Genomic DNA, 14,683 nt, shown 5'->3' with positions numbered 1-14,683 from the left:
GCAACGCATCGGCCTCTGTTCTGGCGCGCGTTGCCCACACCTCGGAGCCGGTATTCGAAGGGCAGGTCCCCACGCCAGTAGAAAACGGTGGCCGCACGCGTGCGGGCTCCGGTACGAAGGCGCGGGGATCTGCCCGAGTGCCGTGGTCGACGCCCCGTCCGTGCCGTCGCCTATACTGGCAGACTGGCTCCGCGTCCGGAGCAGTCCCTGCGCGATGCGCATCCTCGATGGAAAGGCCCCACCTGCGTGCGAGTCGTCACGATCATCCCCACCTACAACGAGATCGAGTCGCTGCCGGTGACCCTGGCCCGGCTGCGCGCCGCTGTTCCCGCCTCCGATGTGCTCATCGTGGATGACAACAGCCCGGACGGCACCGGCGACCTCGCAGACCGCGCCGCCGCAACCGATGCCCGGGTGCACGTACTGCACCGGAAGGGCAAGGAGGGCCTGGGCGCGGCCTACATCGCGGGCTTCCGCTGGGGCCTCGAGCGGGACTACGACGTCCTCGTCGAGATGGATGCCGACGGCTCCCACCGGCCCGAGCAGCTGCAGGGCCTCCTCGACGCCGTCGACAGCGCCGACCTCGTGATCGGCAGCCGCTGGGTGCGCGGCGGGAGCGTCGTCAACTGGCCGCTGCACCGGAAGCTCCTCTCCCGGGGCGGCAGCACCTACTCGCGGCTCATGTTGGGCCTGCCGGTCCGCGACATCACCGCCGGGTTCCGCGCGTTCCGCCGGTCCACGCTGGAGGCGCTCGACCTCTCGGCGGTGGACTCGGTGGGCTACGGCTTCCAGGTGGACATGACGTTCAGGGTCGCGCGCCTGGGCCTGACCATCGTCGAGGTGCCGATCACCTTTGTGGAGCGGGAGCTCGGCGATTCGAAGATGAGCGGGAACATCGTCGTCGAGGCGATCGCGAACGTGACCCGGTGGGGCCTCGGGGCGCGCTGGGCCAAGCTCACCGGCCGCGCCTGAGACCGGACGGCAGCACGGAAAAGGGCACCCGCCGCGGCGGGTGCCCTTTTCCGTCGGATTCCGTTGGACGGGGTCCGGACTATGCGCTCCGGCGCTCTCCGCGACGCTCGCGGAGGATCGTCAGGCGATCCTGCAGGATCTGCTCGAGCTCCTCGACCGAACGGCGTTCCAGCAGCATGTCCCAGTGGGTGCGCACGGGCTTGTCGTTCGAGGTGTCGGGCTTCTCGCCGTCGACCAGGAGGGCTTCCTTGCCGGTCTTCGACACCCAGGTGGCCGGGATGTCCGCCTCGGAGGAGAAGGTCACGAAGACGCGCTCACCGTCCTCGCACCGGTACTCCACGCGCTGCCGGGGAGCGGGCTCGACGCCGGACTCGGTTTCCATCGACTGCGCACCGAGGCGCATGCCGCGCAGGCTGCGATCGCTCATGTTGTTCTCCTAGTCACCTGGATCCCGCTGCCGGGACCCGCTGCTGTTGCTCCGGATGTATCGACCGGCCGTGCCGCCGAGACAGGCCGGGACCGCCGCCGCCGGGAGGCGACGCGGAAGCTGTCTGTTCCAACACCGCGCACCCCGGGGTTGTTCCTGCGGGGCGGACGGGTAAACAGCTAACTATACAGGGACCGACCTAGGGCCGGGGTGCGGGATCCTGCCCGTCGGACCGTGCATCGGGTGTGGTGGTGCCCAGCACGTTGCCGATGCCCTTCAGCGCCTCGCCGACCTCGCTCGGGATGATCCAGAGCTTGTTCGCGGAGCCGTCGGCGAGCTTCGGGAGGGTCTGCAGGTACTGGTAGGCGAGGAGCTTCTGCGTGGGATTGCCCTTGTGGATGGCGTCGAAGACCTTGTGGATGGCCTGGGCCTCACCGTCCGCCCGGAGGATCGCCGCCTTCGCATCGCCCTCGGCCGCGAGGATCGCAGCCTGGCGCTGGCCTTCGGCGGTGAGGATCTGGGACTGCTTAGTGCCTTCCGCCGTGAGGATGGCCGCCCGGCGGTCGCGCTCCGCGCGCATCTGCTTCTCCATGGAGTCCTGGATGGAGTGGGGCGGGTCGATCGCCTTGAGTTCCACGCGTCCCACCCGGATGCCCCACCGGCCCGTCGCCTCGTCGAGGACGCCGCGGAGCTGACCGTTGATCTGGTCGCGGGAGGTCAGGGCCTCCTCGAGGTTCAGCCCGCCGACCACGTTCCGGAGGGTCGTCGTGGTCAGCTGCTCGACGGCCTGGATGTAGTTGGCGATCTCATAGGTGGCAGCGCGCGGATCGGTGACCTGGAAGTACACCACGGTGTCGATGGACACCACCAGGTTGTCCTCGGTGATCACCGGCTGTGGCGGGAAGGAGACCACCTGTTCCCGGAGGTCGAGCAACGGCAGCAGTCGGTCGACGAACGGGATCAGGATCGTCAGGCCCGGGTTCAGTGTCCGCTGGTACTTGCCGAGACGCTCGACGACGCCTGCCCGGGCCTGCGGGATGATCCGCACGGACTTCACGAGGACGACCAGGACGAAGATGATGAGGACGATCAGAACGAGGGCGACCCCGATCGTTCCTGCGGAGGCGTTCATGGATCCCCTTCGTTGTGGTGGGTACGCTCCATTCGGCCGTTCGGCCGGAGAGCGGGACAGCCGGCGGTGCGTTACAGCTCGGCGACCGGAGGTACCGGGCGCTCCAGCGCGGGCTCGACGACGGCCGTGGCGCCGTCGATCCTCGCCACTGCCAGACGGGTGCCGACCGGGAGGGACGCGCCGTCGGCGGACCGCGCCGTCCACGTGTCCCCGCCGATCTTCACGGTGCCGGAGTGCGCGGTGACGGGCTCGAGGGCGACGGCGGCGGCGCCCACGAGGCGGTCGATGTTGTTCAGCTGGTCGGCGGGGCCCCTCTTGAGGTGACGGACCGCCACCGGGCGGACGAGGAGGATCATGAGCAGCGACACGACCGCGAAGACGACGATCTGGAGGACCGGGCCCGCGCCAGCGAAGTCGGCCACGAGGGCGGCCATCGCGCCGACGGCGAGCATGATGAACAGCAGATCGAGGGTGAGTGTCTCCACGACGGCCAGTCCCAGGAACAGGACCAACCACAGGATCCAGCCGTTGGCGATCATCCAGTCCATCGAGCATCCCTCCGTCGGCGCACCCTGCGAGGGCGCTACTCCCATTCTGGCAAACGGGGGCTCCAGAACCTAGGGATCGGCGGCTCGGATCGCAGAGGTGTTATCTTTCCGTGCCGTCCCTCGCCTCCGGTGCGCGCCCGGGATCACCGGCCCGGGCGAGGACCTGCACGGTGAAGCGCGCGGTCACCTCCAGCGGGGCCTGCCGCCCGGTGGACGGCGTCGCTCCATCTGCGCGCGCGTGGTGCGCGGCGGGGCCCATCACGAGCGCCGAGCGCGCGAGATCGCGGGGCAGGGACATGGTGTAGTCGAGGTCCTCGCGTCCGGTCTCCACGAGGGCACCGTCGAAGGCGGCCCGGACGTCGTCGGCCTTCTGGTCCGGGACGGACAGGAGCGGTCCCACCTCCTCGAGGCCCGCGAGGTGGCCCGGCCGCGGGGTGACGACCACGAGGCGGCCCCCGGGTGCGAGGACCCGCACGAACTCGCCGGCGTTCCGCGGCGCGAACACGTTCAGGAGCACGTCCACCGACGCGTCGGCCACCGGGAGCGGTCGCCAGACGTCCCAGACGATGCTGACCCCGCCCGGGAGGCGCCGCGCGGCCCGGCGGAGGGCGGTCTTCGAGATGTCGAGCGCGACGGGGAAGACGCCGGGCACCGCCGCCGCGAGGCCCTCCAGGTAGTACCCCGTCCCCGCCCCGGCATCGAGCGCCACAGCCGGCGCCCCTGCACCGCGCAGCGCGGCCCCGACCACCGCCGCACGCAGCGGCGCGTAGTGGCCCGATCCGAGAAACGCCTCCCGCGCCTCGACCATCGCCGCCGTGTCACCCTCGAACGGGGAGCCCCTGCCCGTCAGCAGGTTGACGTAGCCCTGGCGCGCGGCGTCGAACCGGTGCCCGCGCTCGCAGGCGAGCGTGCGTCCGACGTCCTGCAGCGCGAGCGCACACACCGGGCAGGTCAGGAGAGGCTGGGGGAGGGCGGGCACCCTCCCATCCTAGGCAGGACCCGCAGCCTACCCGTTGACTCAGGCCACTGTTTCGGGTCTGATCGGGAGGGTGAAACCAGACCAGATAGAACTCCTGACCACCACCGGCGCCCCCACCCTCCACCCGGACGGCACGCGCCTCGTCGTCGCCGCGACCCGGCCGGACCTCCGCGCCGACTCCTACGTCGGCCAGCTGTGGGAGATCACGGTCGACGGCGGAACACGCCGGCGACTCACCCGCGGCTTCCGCGACACCGCACCGCGCTACTCACCCGACGGCGAGCTCGTCCTGTTCCTCCGGGCGGCGCCCGAGGGCAAGCCCCAGCTGTTCGCCGTGCGCGCCACGGGCGGAGAACCCGTCCAGGTGACCGACCAGCCCCTCGGCGTGAGCCGCTTCGACATCTCCCCGGACTCGCGGACGGTGGTCTTCGCCGCGCGGGTGCCCGAGCACGGCCGCTACGGGACGCTCGACGGCGTCGGCGCCGGCCTGGAGGACCCGCGCCTGATCACGCACTACAAGTACCGGATGAACGGCCTCGGCTACGTGACGGACAAGCGCTCGCAGCTGTTCACGGTGAGCGTGCCCGATGTCGACGCGGAGCCCTTCGTCCCGGCGGTCGGCCGCCTCAAGCAGCAGCACACCGACGGCCCCCGCGCCCTCGAGGACGAGGGGGCCGTCCCGAAGGCCACCCGGCTGACCACGGCCGACGCCGACCACCTGGAGCCGGTCTTCTCCGTGGACGGCCGCCGGGTCTTCTTCACCGCGGCGCTCCAGCCGGACGCCGACTCGACGCTCGTGGCGGACGTCCACGTCATCGACGTCGACGGCGGGGAGCCACACCGGCTCACGAACCAGGGCGGGGACATCCGCCTGGGGTGCGGGGCACCGCGGCCGAGCGCCGACGGCGACTCGCTGTTCTTCCTCGCGTCGGACCTCTCGCCGTCGGGCCTGGACTTCGTGGCCCGCAACACGGCCCTGTACGCCCTGCCGCTGGCCGATCCCCGCGCCGCCCGGCGCCTGACCGACCCGGAGACCATCGACTTCGGCGACGTCCAGGAGATCGTGCCGGACGGCCCCGACTCCGTGCTCGTGTTCAACCGCGCCCGCGGGATGGGCGAGCTCCTGCGCGTCTCCGCCGGCGGGGTGTCCGAGACCCTCGTCACCGGACCCGCCGTCGTCGACGGGGCCGCCTCGAACGGCACCACCGTCGTCGTCTCCTACACCGATCCCTCGACGTCCGGCGACGTCGCCGTCCTCGAGGGCGGCTCCCTGCGCACCCTGTCCGACTTCTCGGCGGCCCTGCGCGCGAGCACACGCGTCGGCGAACTGCAGGAACGCACGTATCCGGCACCCGACGGCACCCCGGTGCACGGGTGGGTGGTGCTGCCCGAGGGGGAGGGTCCGCACCCCGTGCTCCTCGTCATCCACGGTGGACCGTTCGCCCAGTACGGCTGGGGGTACTTCGACGAGGCCCAGGTGTACGCGGCGGCCGGCTACGCCGTCCTGCTGTGCAACCCGCGCGGCGCCTCCGGCTACGGCCAGGCCCACGCCCGCGTGATCAAGGAGGCCATGGGCACGGTGGACCTCGACGACGTCCTCGCCTATGTCGACGGCGCGCTCGCCGACTTCGACGCCCTGGACTCGGAGCGGCTCGGCGTCATGGGCGGCTCCTACGGCGGCTACCTGACCGCGTGGACCATCGCGAACGACCACCGCTTCCAGGCGGCCATCGTGGAGCGGGGCTACCTCGATCCGCCGTCGTTCGTGGGGTCCTCCGACATCGGCTGGTTCTTCTCCGAGGAGTACACCGGGACCGATCCTGCGCACGTCGCCGGGCAGAACCCGTTCGCGCGGATCGCCGACGTGCGGACGCCCGCGTTCGTCATCCACTCCGAGGAGGACCTCCGCTGCCCGATCGAGCAAGCCCAGCGGTACTACACCGCCCTGAAAAAACTGGGCGTCGAGACGGAGCTGCTCGTGTTCCCGGGGGAGACGCACGAGCTGTCCCGGTCCGGGTCGCCGTGGCACCGCCGGCAGCGCTTCGAGCACATCCTGCGCTGGTGGGCGAGATACCTGCCCACGACGGCGAACCCCGCCGTGGCCGGTTAGGAGCGCGGCGGGGTCAGAAACCCAGGCCCCGCCGCGCCTCGTCGATCGTCGGCTGCGCCCACCGGTGGTGTTCCGCGTCGGCGGAGAGCGAACGCAGGATCGCCCGATCGAGGTAGAGCGTCCCGTCGAGGTGGTCGGTCTCGTGCTGGACGATCCGCGCCGGCCAGCCCTCGAACCCCGCCGTGACGGTGCGCCCGTCGGGCTGCGTGTAGGTCGCCTCGATCCGGTGGGGGCGCTCGACGACGGCCTGGTAGCCCGGGACCGAGAGGCAGCCCTCGTAGAACGCGGCGACGCTCCCACCGGCGGCGGCGTAGCGCGGATTGAGGAGGACGGTGAACGGCAGGGCAGGACGGGACCGCGCTGCGGCGACCGCAGGGTCGACGGTCCCCGCGTCCTCGAGGACGGCGATCCGCAGGGGAATGCCGATCTGCGGCGCGGCGAGCCCCACCCCCGGCGCGGCATGCATGACGCGGCGCATCGTGTCGAGCAGCCGGGCCAGGGTGTCGTCGTCGAGCTGCCCGTCGTAGTCCTGTGCGGGGCGGCGCAGGACCGGGTGGCCGGCGGCGACGATCCGCGGGAGGTCGGCGGCGAGGACCGACTCGACGTGGGCGGCGATCGCCTCCCGCGACAGCGGCGCGGCGGCGGTGGGACGTGGGGCATCGGCGGTCATCCTTCCAGCAAAGCACAGTGACGGATACGACCGCGTCCCTTGCCCGTGGCCGCGGAAGGCCCGAGAATCGGAGGGGCCGTCCCGGGCCGTCCGGGGAGTGAGTCGTTCCGCAGGGGCGCAGGGCCGGCACGCAGGGTTCCAGGAACGGCGGAGGCACGATGACCACGAGTACCACCGACGTCGGCCCCGCGGCAGCGCACGCGGCCGACAGCCACGATCTCATCCGGGTGCGGGGTGCGCGGGAGAACAACCTGAAGGACATCACGATCGAGCTCCCGAAGCGGCGGCTCTCGGTGTTCACCGGGGTGTCCGGTTCCGGCAAGAGCTCCCTGGTGTTCGGGACCATCGCGGCCGAGTCGCAGCGGATGATCAACGAGACCTACAGCGCGTTCGTGCAGGGCTTCATGCCCACGCTGGCCCGGCCCGACGTCGACGTGCTCGAGGGCCTGACCACCGCGATCATCGTCGACCAGGAGCGCATGGGCGCCAATCCGCGGTCCACCGTGGGAACCGCGACCGACGTCAACGCCATGCTGCGCATCGTGTTCTCCCGGCTGGGCCGGCCGCAGATCGGCCCGCCGCAGGCCTTCTCCTTCAACGTCGCCTCCGTCAGCGGCGCCGGGGCCATCACGATCGAGCGCGGCGGTACCACGGTGAAGGAGCGCCGCAGCTTCACCGTCACCGGGGGGATGTGCCCGCGCTGCGAGGGCATGGGATCGGTGACGGACGTGGACCTCAGCCAGCTCTACGACGACACCAAATCACTGACCGGGGGAGCGCTGACCATCCCCGGGTACAGCATGGAGGGCTGGTACGGGAGGATCTACGGCGGCTGCGGGTTCTTCGACGCGGACAAGCCCATCCGCGACTTCACCGACCGCGAGCTGCAGGACCTGCTCTACAAGGAACCGACCAAGATCAAGGTCGACGGCATCAACATCACCTACGAGGGCCTGGTGCCGAAGATCCAGAAGTCGATGCTGTCCAAGGACCGCGAGTCGATGCAGCCGCACATCCGCGCATTCGTGGACCGCGCCATCACCTTCACCCGATGCCCCGCGTGCCAGGGAACCAGGCTCAACGACGCTGCACGGTCCTCGACGATCGACGGCATGAGCATCGCCGATGCGTGCGCCCTGCAGATCAGCGACCTCGCCGCCTGGGTGCGGGGACTCGACGCACCGTCCGTCGCGCCGTTGCTGTCGGCGCTGGGGGAGACGCTCGACTCGTTCGTCGAGATCGGGCTCGGCTATCTCAGCCTCGACCGTCCGTCCGGCACGCTCTCCGGGGGCGAGTCCCAGCGGACCAAGATGATCCGCCATCTCGGGTCCTCACTCACGGACGTCACCTACGTCTTCGACGAGCCGACGATCGGCCTGCACCCGCACGACATCCAGCGCATGAACGAGTTGCTGCTGCGCCTGCGGGACAAGGGCAACACGGTGCTGGTGGTCGAACACAAGCCCGAGATGATCGCGATCGCCGATCACGTCGTGGACCTCGGCCCCGGCGCCGGCACGGCCGGCGGGAGCGTCTGCTTCGAGGGGGCCCTGGCGGACCTGCGCCGCAGCGGCACCCTCACGGGCAGGCACCTCGACGACCGCGCCACCCTGAAGTCCTCGGTCAGGGCGCGGCGCGGAGCACTGGAGATCAGGGGAGCGACGGCGCACAACGTGCGCGACGTCGACGTCGACATCCCGCTGGGGGTCCTGTGCGTCGTCACGGGCGTGGCCGGATCCGGGAAGAGCTCGCTCATCCACGGCTCGGTCTCCGGCCGGGACGGCGTCGTCGCGGTGGATCAGGGTGCCATCAAGGGTTCGCGCCGCAGCAACCCGGCCACCTACACCGGGATGCTCGAGCCCATCCGCAAGGCGTTCGCGAAGGCCAACGGCGTGAAGCCCGCCCTGTTCAGCCCCAATTCCGCGGGCGCCTGCCCCACCTGCAACGGTGCGGGCGTCATCTTCACAGACCTGGCCATGATGGCGGGGGTCGCCACGACCTGCGAGGTCTGCGAGGGCAAGCGGTTCCTGGCCGAGGTGCTCGACTACACCCTCGGCGGCAAGGACATCAGCGAGGTCCTTGCCCTGCCCGTCGCGGACGCCGCAGTGTTCTTCGGCGCGGGGGAGTCGAAGGTGCCCGCCGCGGCCTCGATCCTCGGCAGGCTCTCCGACGTCGGGCTGGGGTACCTGAGCCTCGGGCAGCCGCTGACGACGCTGTCCGGCGGCGAACGCCAGCGCCTGAAGCTCGCGACCCACATGGGGGAGAAGGGCGGCATCCTGGTCCTGGACGAGCCGACCGCCGGTCTCCACCTCGCCGACGTCCAGAATCTGCTGGATCTGCTGGACCGCCTGGTCGACGCCGGGCGATCGGTCATCGTCATCGAGCACCACCAGGCCGTCATGGCCCACGCGGACTGGATCATCGACATGGGGCCAGGGGCAGGCCACGACGGCGGCGCGATCGTCTTCGAGGGCACGCCGGCCGATCTCGTCGCCACCCGTGCCACCCTGACGGGGCGGCACCTGGCCGAATATGTCGGAATTTGACGACAAATCATCGGAACGACCGAAATCGATGGATATCGACCCAATAGATTCGTCGCGACGATAAAGGTACAGAAAGCCTGATCGAACAATTCGTGTGGATCGATGAATTGCTCGCGAAGTAACGCATGAAGAATTGTTCGCCATCCAGGGATGATCAGTAATTCGTCGGTGATAAGAAGTGCTGGATTCATCACCCTGCACAATTCTTCTGTTCTGCAGGGTCGACATGCGCGGTCAGGTGCTCGGCACCGGGAGTCCGGATTCCTCCGCCACGGCTCCGGGCGAGCCTGGCGCCGCACCGACGACGGCCTCCGGACGGTTCGGGCCGTCCGGCGACGGGGACGGCGGCGGTCGTCGCCGCGGTCGTGGATCCGCCACCGACAGGACCGGTCCGGTAGAGGACGGAACCGGTTGACGCCAGGCCGTCGACAAGCCCCTTTCGGAGCTGTCGCGATTCGCCGATAATCGACATTATGTCAACTAACCGTTCGGCGACCCTCCCCGGGGACGTTCCACCGGATCCCACAGGACGAAAGACCCTGTTGCGCACTGCAACCACTGGGCACGCTTCAGGCAACAGCACCACCCCGATCCCAGCGAGCCCGAGGAGAACCCCCATGAGCACAGCAACCGCCTCCCGAATCGTCGTCGGCGTCGATGGCTCGCAGCAGTCCGTCGAGGCGTTGCGGTATGCCCAGCGATTGGCCCCCGCCTTCGACGCGACGATCCTGGCGGTCGCCGCATGGGACTACCCGGCCGAGTATCCCGGGTACGTCCCGCTCGGCACGAGCGAGTTCGCCGACGCCGCCAAGATCCATCTGGAGCATGCCGTCACCAGGGCCTACGGAGGGAATGTCCCGAGCGGCCTCGAGACCACCGTGGTATTCGCGCACCCCGGCAAGGCCCTCGTCCAGGCATCCCGCGACGCAGCCCTGCTCATCGTGGGCCGGCGGGGCCACGGGACCTTCCGCGGGCTGCTCCTGGGGTCCGTGAGCAACAGCTGTGTGTCCCACGCCCACTGTCCCGTGCTCGTCGTCCACCAGGCGCCCGAGGACGCGACCTCGGAGGACACGGCATCGACGGGCAGGGCAGCCGACGACGCGGACTCGTGAGGGACCCGACGCCTCTCCCCCGGCGTGACCGGCGCAGCCCGTGCAGGTGCGGGGCCGGACCGGCCGGCGCGGGCGCAGGTAGCCGTGCGTCGTGAACCGGTGGACTTCGACCTCATCCTCGCCGGCGGTGGGCTCGCCGGACGGAGCCTCGCGTATTTCCTGAGCAGGCACCCGGGAGTCGGCGAGGCACGGATCCTCCTCATCGATGACAGCCGCCACTACCAGCACCGTTCCATCGTCTACTGGTACGACGGCGTGCTGCCACTGCGGCTGACCCCGTCGGCGAGCTACACGACCCTCGCGGTCGACACGGGCGCGGGGCTGCGAACGACGTCGCTCCATCGCCATACACTCTCCGTGACCTCCTCGCAGAGGATCTTCGAGTGCCTGGACGGGGTGATCGACGCCGACCCCCGCATCACGCGACTCGACGCCCGCACAGCGCGGATCGACGCACAGCAGGACAGGGTCTCGGTGGTGCTCGCCGACGGCCGATCCTTCACCGCCGGCCACTGTTGCGACAGCACCGCCCCTCCGTCCCGGGTGGCTCCACCGCTGGTCATGACCGGTGAGATCCGGCACGTCCGGACGACGCGCGCGTCCTTCGATCCGTCGGTCGCCACCTTCATGGACTTCAGGCCGGGCGACGGCGAACAGCCCGACCGCTTCCATTGCCTTCTGCCGGTCTCGAGCCGCGAAGCCCTCCTGGAGACCGGCAGGATCACGCCGGGTGGTGCGCCGGCCCTGGCCCGGCCCTCCGACGCGGCGGCCGCCGAATACCTGCGCCGTGCGTGCGGAGTGGCGGACTTCTCGACGCTCACCGTCCAGCGGGGCGTCATCCCGCTCGGTCTGCGTCGGCCGTCGTCTAAGGGGCGACACCTGTACGTGGGTGCGGCTTCCGGCATCGTCAAGGCCACGACCGGGTACGGCTTCACCCGGATCCTGCATCAGGCGGAGCGCATCGCGTCGTCCTTCGCTGCGGGCGGGTCGCCGCGCAGCCCGGAGGCGTCGCGTCGCTTCCGCTACTACGACAAACCCGTGCTCGGGTTGTGGCTGCACGACCCCGACGCCGCAGTCCGGTTCATGCGGGCGGCCTTCGCATCCGTTGACGCGGATCTGGTCCTGGACTTCCTCGACGAACGCACCACGCCGCTGCAGGAACGGACGCTCCTGGGCTCCATGCCGGTCGGGATGCTGCTGCGTCCGCGCTTCTGGCGGTGACCGCAATGGTGCCGAAAGTCCCTAGAGGCGCGTCCCGCCCCGCAGGACACTGGGATGCACCCCTTTCGGGAGTGGTCGTTGTGCGACGTCGGCGGGATCCCACGAAACATTTCAGCCGGTCTTCGATCACTTCCGAGCGAACGAAGGACAGATGAATGAGCTCGACAGAGCGCCCGATCGCCCCACCGATATCCGACACATCCATGCTCGACCTCGCTCCCTCCACAGGCGACAATTCCCGACTCAGCGGACGCATGCCCACCGGGTCCGACCTCAAACGCCTCATGGAGCGTCGCCGGGAAGCAGAACGGAAGCTCGCCCTTCATATCCAGAAATACCGGGAGACGCACCCGCTCCCCACCAAGGAGTGACCCAGAAGCTCGCGCCCGTGCCGGCGTGATGGCTGCTCCTGCCGCATCCATGCATGACCACGGAGGACGCCATGAGTTCGACTTCGTCGAGTACCACTCCCCCACCTGCCCGGACGTCCATGCGGGCGGGCCCCCTGGTCATGGTCCTGCTGGGCGCCCTGCTCGTATCGATAGCCGGCGGCCTCGCCTTCGGCGGCCTGCTCATCGGTGCCCTCGCAGGATTCCAGCGGGACGGACAATTCCTGACCACGTCCACGGAACGCTTCGCGTACGACTCCTACGCACTGACCACCCAGCCGCAGGACGTCCGGCTCGATACCGGGGACGGCGTCCTTCCCGCGGGCATCGCGACGGTCCAGCTGAAGGCCACGAACGTCCCGAGTACGAAGGCGGTCTTCGTCGGCGTGGCCCGACAGTCCGACGTGGACGCGTACCTGGAGTCCGTCCGGCACACCGAACTGACCGACGTGCGGACCGACCCCTTCCGCGCCGCCTACCGCGACATCCCGGGTTCCTCGGTGCCGGCCCCGCCCACCGATCAGACGTTCTGGACGGCCTCGGCCTCCGGCACCGGGACACAGGTGATCTCCGTGGACGTGCGCTCCGGGAGCTGGGCGGCGGTGGTGATGAACGCCGACGGAAGCCCGACCGGCGCCGTGGACCTGCAGGCGGGACTGCGATCGAGCCTCTTCGTACCAGTCGGGCTGACGCTGCTCCTGGTGGCCGGCCTCCTGATGCTGGTCGGCATCCCGCTCATGCTGATCGGCGCGAACGCGCTCGGGAAAGGGCTCGACCCGTCCCTCGCGCACGGCGTCGACCGGCGTGGGGGGTTGCCCGAGGAGCCCCACCGCGCCTCGTCGGGAGACCCCACGCGCGACTTCCTGCCCTACCCGGCCCGGCTCACCGGATATCTGCAACCCAGACTCTCGCGCTGGTTGTGGCTGGTGAAGTGGCTCCTCGTCATCCCGCATCTCGTGGTGCTGTGGCTGCTCTGGACCGCGTGCTTCTTCAGCACGATCGCCGCGGGCGTGGTCATCCTGTTCACCGGGCGCTACCCGGCCGGCCTGTTCGCCTTCACCGTGGGCGTCCTCCGCTGGACGTGGCGGGTGCAGTTCTACGCCGCCGCACTCGGCACGGACCTCTATCCGCCCTTCACCCTGGCCCGCGTTTCCGACTATCCGACCGATTTCGACGTCCCATACCCCGCCAGGCTCCACCGCGGCCTCGTCCTCGTGAAGTGGTGGCTGCTGGCACTCCCCCAGCTGCTCGTCGTCGCGGCCCTGACCGGCGCGTGGTCCACGACCGTCGTCGTCCTGCCCGGCTCCGGCGACGTGATCAGGACCACCGCGCCGTCCCTCCTGGGCCTGCTCTCGCTCATCGCCGGGGTCGCCCTCCTGTTCACGGCCCGCTACCCGGCACCGCTCTTCGCCCTGGTGATGGGAATCCACCGCTGGACCTATCGCGTCGCCACCTACGTCTTCCTCCTGCGGGACGAATACCCGCCGTTCCGCCTGGACCAAGGGGCGGAGGACGCAGACAGCGGGCCCCGCGATGCCGCCGGGTGGGGTGCCACGAGGGTGCAGGCGCCACCGGCCCCGTCCCGTCCCCCCGGTTCGTGATCGTCCACGACTTCTCCCACCGAACGACCACGACGGAAAGGCCCAACGATCATGACTCCCCTCCCACCTCACGAGATCATGGATCTTGCCCTCCTCCAGCGTGGCACCGAGGGTACCGGCGTCCTGGGCCACAGCACCCCCGTCAGTGTGGAGATCCGCGCGACCCGTCGCGTGCGGGTGACCTCGGTCCAGTTCACGCTCGTCCACGCGCTGGAGCTCGCGCAGACCCGCGCGAACCAGTTCGGCGGGACGTACCATGCCGCCGAGCGCCATTCGAGGGACGTCGGGAGCACGCAGGTCAGCACCGGCATCACCCTGCGCGAGGGTGAATCCTGCTTCGAGGTGAGTCAGCTGCTGATACCCGCCGACGCCATCCCCACCCTTCACGGGAAGCTCGCACTGTCCGGCTGGTCCGTGCGGGTCCGGGTGTCCTCCGACGGCAACGCGGACGTCGTCCGCGCCCACCCGCTGATCGTCCAGTCGGACGGAACCACGGACGGAACCACGGACGGCATCGCGTCCGATGTGGAGCCCGGCATCGGCCCGGCGGAGGGGCGCCACGCGGCAAGGGGCCTGCATCTGTCTGAGGTGTCGGCCGACGTCGTGCATCCGGGGGCGGAGGTGTCCGGCGTCGTGACGGTCGACGACTCGAGGGCGCGCACCGTCGCCGTCAGCATCGTCATGCGGGAGGAAGTGACGCCCGGGACCGGGCAGCATCCCCAGGACGCGCATCACCCCGGGAGCACCCTCGTCGAGGAGACGGTGATCGACCAGGTCCGCCTCTCGGCCCACGCGGCCAAGGGCCCGGGTGCTCCCTTCACCCTCACTGTCGGCTCCGTTCCTGCTCCGACGGTAGCCACGCCCGCCCTTCGGGTTCGCTGGGTCCTCAGGGCCGCCCTCGAAGTGCCGTTCCGGCACGACCCCGAAGTGACGGCGCCCCTGACGGCGAGCACCAGGATCCGCTCGCGGGCCTGAC

The 14,683-nt window shown here is 70.1% G+C and carries 13 protein-coding genes; 8 read left to right on the top strand and 5 right to left on the bottom strand.

Going from position 1 to position 14,683, the window contains the following annotated elements; genetic code table 11:
- Positions 1 to 246: 246 nt before the first annotated feature.
- On the top strand, positions 247 to 972 hold the full coding sequence (locus C4K88_RS04570; RefSeq protein WP_104120462.1) for a polyprenol monophosphomannose synthase: 726 nt from the start codon (positions 247 to 249) through the stop codon (positions 970 to 972).
- A gap of 79 nt (positions 973 to 1,051) precedes the next feature.
- On the opposite strand, the gene C4K88_RS04565 is transcribed toward C4K88_RS04570, so the two are convergent.
- The 4 genes from C4K88_RS04565 to C4K88_RS04550 form a co-directional block, all read right to left on the bottom strand.
- On the bottom strand, positions 1,052 to 1,399 hold the full coding sequence (locus tag C4K88_RS04565; RefSeq protein ID WP_043445375.1) for an RNA polymerase-binding protein RbpA: 348 nt from the start codon (positions 1,397 to 1,399) through the stop codon (positions 1,052 to 1,054).
- Positions 1,400 to 1,598: 199 nt separating this feature from the next.
- Entirely contained in the window at positions 1,599 to 2,531 is a 933-nt protein-coding gene (locus C4K88_RS04560; RefSeq protein ID WP_104120461.1) for an SPFH domain-containing protein, read from the bottom strand.
- A 71-nt stretch (positions 2,532 to 2,602) separates the two neighbouring features.
- Positions 2,603 to 3,079, bottom strand: a complete 477-nt coding sequence (locus tag C4K88_RS04555; protein WP_241521705.1) for an NfeD family protein — start codon at positions 3,077 to 3,079, stop codon at positions 2,603 to 2,605.
- Between the two features lie 100 nt (positions 3,080 to 3,179).
- Complete coding sequence (locus C4K88_RS04550; protein ID WP_104120459.1) at positions 3,180 to 4,058, bottom strand: putative RNA methyltransferase; 879 nt, start codon at positions 4,056 to 4,058, stop codon at positions 3,180 to 3,182.
- A 70-nt stretch (positions 4,059 to 4,128) separates the two neighbouring features.
- Between C4K88_RS04550 and C4K88_RS04545 the strand changes: the two genes are divergently transcribed.
- Entirely contained in the window at positions 4,129 to 6,168 is a 2,040-nt protein-coding gene (locus C4K88_RS04545; protein WP_104120458.1) for a S9 family peptidase, read from the top strand.
- 13 nt (positions 6,169 to 6,181) lie between these two features.
- Here C4K88_RS04545 and C4K88_RS04540 read toward each other — a convergent pair whose 3' ends face one another.
- On the bottom strand, positions 6,182 to 6,838 hold the full coding sequence (locus C4K88_RS04540) for a peptide deformylase (RefSeq protein ID WP_104120457.1): 657 nt from the start codon (positions 6,836 to 6,838) through the stop codon (positions 6,182 to 6,184).
- 158 nt (positions 6,839 to 6,996) lie between these two features.
- Here C4K88_RS04540 and C4K88_RS04535 point away from each other — a divergent pair, with 158 nt between their 5' ends.
- The 6 genes from C4K88_RS04535 to C4K88_RS04510 all read left to right on the top strand — a co-directional run bounded on the left by C4K88_RS04535 (position 6,997) and on the right by C4K88_RS04510 (position 14,682).
- The gene (locus C4K88_RS04535) at positions 6,997 to 9,384 is read left to right on the top strand and encodes an ATP-binding cassette domain-containing protein (RefSeq protein ID WP_104120456.1); all 2,388 of its coding nucleotides are present in this window, start codon (positions 6,997 to 6,999) and stop codon (positions 9,382 to 9,384) included.
- A 617-nt stretch (positions 9,385 to 10,001) separates the two neighbouring features.
- Positions 10,002 to 10,496, top strand: coding sequence for a universal stress protein (locus tag C4K88_RS04530; RefSeq protein ID WP_104120455.1), 495 nt, complete (start codon positions 10,002 to 10,004; stop codon positions 10,494 to 10,496).
- Positions 10,497 to 10,580: 84 nt separating this feature from the next.
- On the top strand, positions 10,581 to 11,717 hold the full coding sequence (locus C4K88_RS04525) for a lycopene cyclase family protein (protein WP_167398973.1): 1,137 nt from the start codon (positions 10,581 to 10,583) through the stop codon (positions 11,715 to 11,717).
- Positions 11,718 to 11,872: 155 nt separating this feature from the next.
- The gene (locus tag C4K88_RS04520; protein WP_104120453.1) at positions 11,873 to 12,088 is read left to right on the top strand and encodes a hypothetical protein; all 216 of its coding nucleotides are present in this window, start codon (positions 11,873 to 11,875) and stop codon (positions 12,086 to 12,088) included.
- A gap of 71 nt (positions 12,089 to 12,159) precedes the next feature.
- Positions 12,160 to 13,707: a DUF4389 domain-containing protein gene (locus tag C4K88_RS04515; RefSeq protein WP_146065620.1), complete on the top strand. Its 1,548-nt coding sequence runs from the start codon at positions 12,160 to 12,162 to the stop codon at positions 13,705 to 13,707.
- Positions 13,708 to 13,758: 51 nt separating this feature from the next.
- The gene (locus C4K88_RS04510) at positions 13,759 to 14,682 is read left to right on the top strand and encodes a hypothetical protein (protein WP_146065619.1); all 924 of its coding nucleotides are present in this window, start codon (positions 13,759 to 13,761) and stop codon (positions 14,680 to 14,682) included.
- The last annotated feature ends 1 nt before the right edge of the window (position 14,683 follow it).

The organism is Arthrobacter pityocampae (assembly GCF_002927275.1).
In the GTDB taxonomy this organism is placed as follows: domain Bacteria; phylum Actinomycetota; class Actinomycetes; order Actinomycetales; family Micrococcaceae; genus Arthrobacter_D; species Arthrobacter_D pityocampae.
This window is presented reverse-complemented; position numbering and strand designations above follow the sequence as displayed.

Excerpts from the sequence above, each read along its gene's own strand:
- C4K88_RS04565 (WP_043445375.1), bottom strand. The coding sequence starts at position 1,399 with ATGAGCGATCGCAGCCTGCGCGGCATGCGCCTCGGTGCGCAGTCGATG.
- C4K88_RS04560 (WP_104120461.1), bottom strand. The coding sequence starts at position 2,531 with ATGAACGCCTCCGCAGGAACGATCGGGGTCGCCCTCGTTCTGATCGTC.
- C4K88_RS04555 (WP_241521705.1), bottom strand. The coding sequence starts at position 3,079 with ATGGACTGGATGATCGCCAACGGCTGGATCCTGTGGTTGGTCCTGTTC.
- C4K88_RS04540 (WP_104120457.1), bottom strand. The coding sequence starts at position 6,838 with ATGACCGCCGATGCCCCACGTCCCACCGCCGCCGCGCCGCTGTCGCGG.
- C4K88_RS04535 (WP_104120456.1), top strand. The coding sequence starts at position 6,997 with ATGACCACGAGTACCACCGACGTCGGCCCCGCGGCAGCGCACGCGGCC.
- C4K88_RS04530 (WP_104120455.1), top strand. The coding sequence starts at position 10,002 with ATGAGCACAGCAACCGCCTCCCGAATCGTCGTCGGCGTCGATGGCTCG.
- C4K88_RS04520 (WP_104120453.1), top strand. The coding sequence starts at position 11,873 with ATGAGCTCGACAGAGCGCCCGATCGCCCCACCGATATCCGACACATCC.
- C4K88_RS04515 (WP_146065620.1), top strand. The coding sequence starts at position 12,160 with ATGAGTTCGACTTCGTCGAGTACCACTCCCCCACCTGCCCGGACGTCC.
- C4K88_RS04510 (WP_146065619.1), top strand. The coding sequence starts at position 13,759 with ATGACTCCCCTCCCACCTCACGAGATCATGGATCTTGCCCTCCTCCAG.